At 68.4% G+C, this 6098-nt stretch carries 6 protein-coding genes and 1 pseudogene; 6 read left to right on the forward strand and 1 reads right to left on the reverse strand.

Features of this window, described 5'->3' with window-relative positions; all coding sequences use genetic code 11:
- From dut to AQY21_RS13355, 3 genes are all read left to right on the forward strand, one after another.
- Positions 1-270, forward strand: a 270-nt coding sequence (gene dut / locus AQY21_RS13345) for a dUTP diphosphatase (RefSeq protein WP_152988224.1), incomplete at its 5' end; no start/stop codon positions are given.
- 4 nt (positions 271-274) lie between these two features.
- Positions 275-1327, forward strand: coding sequence for a molybdopterin-synthase adenylyltransferase MoeB (locus tag AQY21_RS13350; RefSeq protein ID WP_238986775.1), 1053 nt, complete (start codon positions 275-277; stop codon positions 1325-1327).
- Between the two features lie 33 nt (positions 1328-1360).
- Complete coding sequence (locus AQY21_RS13355) at positions 1361-3397, forward strand: M3 family metallopeptidase (protein WP_058098135.1); 2037 nt, start codon at positions 1361-1363, stop codon at positions 3395-3397.
- Positions 3398-3640: 243 nt separating this feature from the next.
- Here AQY21_RS13355 and AQY21_RS13360 read toward each other — a convergent pair whose 3' ends face one another.
- Positions 3641-4243: an SH3 domain-containing protein gene (locus AQY21_RS13360; protein ID WP_058098136.1), complete on the reverse strand. Its 603-nt coding sequence runs from the start codon at positions 4241-4243 to the stop codon at positions 3641-3643.
- Positions 4244-4334: 91 nt separating this feature from the next.
- Here AQY21_RS13360 and AQY21_RS13365 point away from each other — a divergent pair, with 91 nt between their 5' ends.
- From AQY21_RS13365 to AQY21_RS13370, 3 genes and pseudogenes are all read left to right on the forward strand, one after another.
- Positions 4335-5345: a D-glycerate dehydrogenase gene (locus AQY21_RS13365; protein ID WP_058098137.1), complete on the forward strand. Its 1011-nt coding sequence runs from the start codon at positions 4335-4337 to the stop codon at positions 5343-5345.
- 151 nt (positions 5346-5496) lie between these two features.
- A pseudogene (locus AQY21_RS27845) lies at positions 5497-5869 on the forward strand (FAD-dependent oxidoreductase); the annotation flags it as partial.
- A 55-nt stretch (positions 5870-5924) separates the two neighbouring features.
- Positions 5925-6098: transposase (locus AQY21_RS13370; protein ID WP_082658100.1), on the forward strand; the 174-nt coding region annotated here is incomplete at its 3' end.

The raw sequence follows: 6098 nt of genomic DNA on the forward strand, positions 1-6098 counted from the left end.
TACGAGATGCAGGTCCGCCCCCGCTCCAGCCTGGCGCTGAAGCATGGCGTGACGCTGCCCAACACGCCGGGCACCATCGACAGCGATTATCGCGGGCCGCTGGGGGTGATTATGATCAACCTTGGCCAGCAGCCCTATACCATCCACCATGGCGAGCGCATTGCCCAGGCCGTCGTCGCCCCGGTGACCCGCGCGGCCTATGTCACGGCCGAGGCGCTGGAGCAGACCGCGCGCGGCGAGGGCGGCTTCGGCTCGACCGGTCGGGCCTGAGCCCGTGCTGATTCTTGTCATCATGGCCGCCGTGCTGATCGCGGCGCGCTTGCTTGGCTGGCCGGCATGGTGCGGCTGGGCGGGCGTCGCGACGCTGTGGCTTCTTGCCGTCGCCGCGCTGGTGCTGACGCCCAGCAGCGCAGCCGCGCGTCTGGTCGGCGGCGATGCCCGGGTCTGGGTGCTGGGCGGCGGCGTTGTGGCGCTGGTGCTGGGCTATCGCGTGCTGCTGCGCCAGTTGCATCGCCGGGCTATTCCCTTGCCCGAGGCCCCGCAGTCGCCCGCGCGATCCGGCCCGCTTTCGGACCCCGAGCTTGACCGCTATGCCCGCCATATCGTGCTGCGCGAACTGGGCGGCCCGGGGCAGGCCGCCTTGAGGCGCGCCCGGGTGCTGGTGGTGGGCGGGGGAGGGCTCGGCGCGCCGGTCTGCCTCTACCTCGCTGCGGCCGGCGTCGGGCGGATCACGGTGGCGGATGACGACCGGGTCGGCCTGTCGAACCTGCAACGCCAGGTGATATTCCGCAGCGCCGACGACGGCCGGCCCAAGGCCGAGGCTGCGCGCGACGCCATGCTGGCGCTGAACCCGCATGTCGAGGTCGCGGCGCTGACCCGCCGCATCACCGAAGCCGATGCCGCGCTGATCGCCGAACATGACCTGGTGCTGGACGGCACCGACACATTCGCGTCGCGGGTGGCGGTGAACGCGGCCTGCGTTGCGGCGGGCGTGCCGCTGGTCGCCGGCGCCATCGCGCAATGGGAAGGGCAGGTGACCATCTGGGATCCGCGCCATGGCGCGCCCTGCATGACCTGCATCTTCCCCGAGGCGCCGGCGCCGGGCCTTGCCCCGGCCTGCGCCGAGGCAGGCGTCGTCGGCCCGCTGCCCGGCGTGATCGGCAGCCTGATGGCGCTGGAGGCGATCAAGCTGATCGCCCGCACCGGCGAGCCCTTGCGGGGCCGCATGCTGATCTTCGACGGGCTCTACGGCGAGAATCGGCTGATGAAAATCTCGCGACGTGCCGATTGTCCGACCTGCGGCTCTGGACATTTCCGCGCAGGCTGAAACACTCGCGGCCAACCGGAAAAGGAGGCTCGCATGAACCCCGAACTGACGCATTGGACCGGCCCCGAGGGCCTGCCGCGTTTCGACCTGATCCGCGATGAGGATTTCGACCCGGCCTTCGACGCCTGCCTGAAATTGGCCGAAGAGGCGGTCGAGGCCGTCGCCGCCAATCCCGCCCCGCCGACCTTTGCCAACACCGTCGCCGCGCTGGAAAGCGCCGAGGAGCCGCTGAACCGGCTCTGCGCGATCTTCTTCACCCTGGCCGGCGTCGATTCGAATCCGGCGCGCGAGGATTTGCAGCGCCGGATCGCGCCGCGCCTGGCCGCGCATGGCAGCAAGGTCAGCATGGACCCGCGGCTGTTCGACCGGGTCGAGGCGGTGATGCAGGATGCCGACGACCTGGCGCCCGAGGATCGCCGCCTGACCGAACTGACCTTGCGCGGGCTGCGCCGGGCGGGCGCGGGCCTGACCGGCGCGGCGCGCGAGCGCATGGCAGCGATCCGCGAGCGGCTGGCGGTGCTGTCCACCGAATTCGCCCAGAACGTGCTGGCGGACGAGCGCGACTTTACCATGAGCGTGGCCGACGACCAACTGGCCGGCCTGCCCGACTGGCTGGTGCGCGCCATGCGGGCGGCGGCGCGCGAACGCGGGCTTTCGGGCCAGATCGTGACGCTGAACCGCTCGCTGATCGTGCCCTTCCTAGAATATTCCGAAAAGCGTGCCCTGCGCGAGGCGGCTTGGCGGGCGTGGTGCGCGCGCGGCTCGGGGCAGGGCGCGGGCGGGGCCGCGACCGACAACCGCCCCATCGCCGCCGAGATCCTGCAATTGCGGCACGAGCGCGCCCGGCTCCTGGGCTATGCGGATTTCGCCAGCTACAAGCTGGAGCCCGAGATGGCCAAAACCGCCGAAAATGTCGAGGCGCTGCTGACCGAGGTCTGGGCCGCCGCCAAGGTCCGGGCCGATGCCGATGCCGCGCAGTTGACCGCAATGCTGCGCGAGGATGGCGTGAACGGCGCGCTGGAGCCCTGGGACTGGCGCTTCTATGCCGAACGGCGGCGCAAGGCCGAGCACGACCTAGATGAGGCCGAGGTCAAGCCCTACCTGACGCTGGAGGCCATGCTGGGCGCGGTCTTCGACACGGCGCAGCGGCTGTTCGGGATCGAGATGCGCGCATTCGACGCACCGCTCTGGTCCCCCGATGCGCGGGCGTGGGAGGTGACGCGGAACGGCCGGCTCATGGCGGTGTTCGTCGGCGATTACTTCGCCCGCCCCGGCAAGCGTTCGGGGGCCTGGTGCTCGTCCCTGCAACAGCAGCACAAGATCGGCGAGGGGCAGCGCCCCATCGTGGTGAATGTCTGCAACTTCACCCCGCCCGAGGCCGAGGGCGCGCCGGCCTATCTGTCCTGGGACGATGCCCATACGCTGTTCCATGAATTCGGCCATGCGCTGCACCATATCCTGTCGGATGTAAGCTGGCCCTCGATGTCGGGCACCTCGGTCGCGCGGGATTTCGTCGAACTGCCCAGCCAGCTTTTCGAGCATTGGCTGGAGCGGCCCGAGGTGCTGGACCGCCATGCCCGCCATGCCGAAACCGGGGCGCCGCTGCCCGCCGATCTGCGCGACCGCATCCTGGCGGCGGGCAATGCCGACCAGGGCTTCGCCACCACCGAATATCTGGAAAGCGCGCTGGTCGATCTGGCCTTTCACCGCGGCGAGCCGCCGGCCGATCCCATGGCGCGGCAGGCCGAGGTGCTGGCGGAACTGGGCGCGCCCGAGGCCATTCCAATGCGCCATGCCACGCCGCATTTCGCGCATGTCTTTTCCGGCGACGGCTATTCCTCGGGCTATTACAGCTATATGTGGTCCGAGGTGATGGATGCCGACGCCTTCGCAGCCTTCATGGAAAAGGGCGACGCCTTCGACCCCGAGACCGCGCGGCGGCTGGAGCAATGGATCCTGTCCAAGGGCGATTCCCTGCCGGCCGATGAGCTGTGGCTGAAGTTCCGGGGACGAAAGCCCGGCGTCGAGGCATTGCTGAAGGGACGCGGCCTTCTGGCCGGGGCCGACTGATACCCGCTTTGGCGCCAGCATGCCGGCAGGCCGGTGCGAATGTCCTGATGCTGGGACGCGCGCTGTTCTCCCGCAGGCCAGGCCTGCAACAGGATTCGGCGATCTGTCGCGGAAAATAGGTCGGTCCGCTGCGAATGCAGGACCGGGAACATGATCCGGTCCGCTGCGCGCTGCCTGTTTTGCCGGGATGCCTTGCCGGGCAATGTGGCGGCCGGCAAGGCGGCTGAGCGCCGGATGCCCGGCTCAGTCGCGGATCTCGTCGGGATCGACGCCCCAGATCGTGGTCTTGGGCACCCAGCCCTTTTCTCCGCCGCCCGAGACGCGGCACCAGTCGATGCTGCATTCGTGCAGCCGCACGATGGCGCCGGCTTCGGCCCGCGCCACCACATTGGCGCGCGGCTCGGGGCGGGCCAGCAGGTCCAGCATGTCCTTGGTCACGATGGCGGTGCGCACGCCCGACAGCAGCGAATAATGCACCCAGCCGCCGGCGCCGTCCTGGTCCTCGACCCGGCGCCAATGGCCGAACTCGGCCACCACGCGCAGCGGCATGCCGGCATGGCGGAACACCCAGTCGATGCGATGCGACAGGCTGGGGCCGCGCCGGGCATTGCCCTCGCCGCCCTTGAGGCTGACATAGCGCGGCAGCGGCAGGTTGGTCACCGACCCGCGGTTCGGGTCGCGCTTGCCGTCCTGATGGCGGCTGATCGTCGCATCGGCGGAAAGCCCGGGAATCCGCTTCGCGTCCAGCGTCTCACCCGGATCGGTGGCCTGCGCCAGTGCCGCCGATCCCAAACACGCCCCCGCCGCCAGTATCGCGGCGCCGAGCCAGACCCGTCCTTGCTTCATCTGCCCGTCCTGCTTTTGCGGGGTCTTGTGCCTGCCCCGCATCGCGGGCACTTTGCCAAAAGCCGCCCGGCTTTGGAAGAGAGGAGCGACCATGCCCGCCGTTCACGCGACCGATCCGACCCGCTCACGCCTTAAAGTTACCGTGACCCGGCGCCTGCCAGAGGCGGTCGAGACCCGGATGTCCGAGCTTTTCGACGTTTCCCTGAATGCTGACGACCGCCGGATGAGTCGCGAGGAACTGGTCGCCGCCATGCGCGTCTCGGATGTGCTGGTGCCGACGATCACCGATCATATCGACGCCGCCATGCTGGCGCAGGCCGGCGACAAGCTGAAGCTGATCGCCAATTACGGCGCCGGCGTGGACCATATCGACGTCCATTCCGCCCGCCAGCGCGGCATCCTGGTCACCAACACGCCCGGCGTGGTGACCGAGGACACGGCGGATGTGGTCATGGCGCTGATCCTGGGCGTGACTCGCCGCCTGCCCGAGGGCATGGCCGAGATGCAGGCCGGCCGCTGGCAGGGCTGGTCGCCCACCGCACATCTGGGCGGTCGGCTGGGCGGGCGGCGGCTCGGCATTCTCGGCATGGGGCGCATCGGCCAGGCGGTGGCGCGGCGGGCCAATGTTTTCGGCATGCAGGTGCATTACCACAACCGCCGCCGTCTGCGTCCGGAAATCGAGGCCGAGTTGCAGGCGACCTATTGGGAAAGCCTCGACCAGATGCTGGCGCGCATGGACATCGTCTCGGTGAACGCGCCGCATACGCCCTCGACCTTCCATCTGCTGAACGCGCGGCGGCTCAAGCTGTTGAAGCCGACGGCCGTGGTGATCAACACCTCGCGCGGCGAGGTGATCGACGAGAACGCCCTGACCCGGATGCTGCGAGCGGGTGAGATTGCCGGCGCCGGTCTCGACGTTTTCGAGCATGGGCACGAGATTAATCCGCGCCTGCGCGAACTGCCCAATGTCGTGCTGCTGCCGCATATGGGCTCGGCCACGATCGAGGGGCGGGTCGAGATGGGCGAGAAAGTCCTCATCAACATCAAGACTTTCGCGGACGGCCACCGGCCGCCGGATCTGGTGGTGCCCTCGATGCTGTGATTGCGACGCTCCGGTTTTCCGGGGCGTTTGCGTCCTGGGGCTGGCCGAATGCGCCATGTCGGGCTTTGCCAAGAACATGTCGCGGGAAATATCGGCGCCGCGCGCGGTTCAGGCTCTGATCGGTAAAGGCAGCTCACGGGCGAGATCAGGAATCGCTGGCCATGAAACCTATGTGAAGGCCCTTGTGGTCGGAGGCGGCATCGTGCTGCACCTGGCCCGTGCGGGCTGGGAGACGATGCTGGTCGAGCGGGACGAGTTGACGGCTGGCTCGACCTGGCACGCGGCGGGTTTGTTGTCGCTGTTCAGCATGGGCTATGCGAGAGCCATATCCACGACCATTCGGTCATGCTCTATGCCGGGGTCGAGGCCGAGACCGGGCTGAACGCCGGCTTTCCCCGCTGCGGCAACCTGCGCATGGCGCAGACCGATGCGCGGATGACGAATACAGGCTTTATTCCGCCACCGCCGGGACGGTGGGCATCGAGCATGAATTCAGAGGTGGCTTCGGAAATCTGAACAGGTGGGCTAAGTGGATTTTCCGAGCAACTGCAGCATGATGCTGCGAGCGAGGAGAAGACCATGACGAGACGACCGCGCCGGAATCACAGCCCGGCATTCAAGGCGAAAGTGGCGGTAGCTGCGATCAAGGGTGAGAAGACCATGATCGAGCTGGCGCAGGATTTCGCCGTTCATCCGAACCAGATCAAGCAGTGGCGCGACCAACTGCTGGAGGGCGCGACCGGGGTTTCCGGG

The organism is Paracoccus sp. MKU1, assembly GCF_001447385.1.
Lineage (GTDB): Bacteria > Pseudomonadota > Alphaproteobacteria > Rhodobacterales > Rhodobacteraceae > Paracoccus.

Excerpts from the sequence above, each read along its gene's own strand:
- AQY21_RS13355 (WP_058098135.1), top strand. The coding sequence starts at position 1,361 with ATGAACCCCGAACTGACGCATTGGACCGGCCCCGAGGGCCTGCCGCGT.
- AQY21_RS13360 (WP_058098136.1), bottom strand. The coding sequence starts at position 4,243 with ATGAAGCAAGGACGGGTCTGGCTCGGCGCCGCGATACTGGCGGCGGGG.
- AQY21_RS13365 (WP_058098137.1), top strand. The coding sequence starts at position 4,335 with ATGCCCGCCGTTCACGCGACCGATCCGACCCGCTCACGCCTTAAAGTT.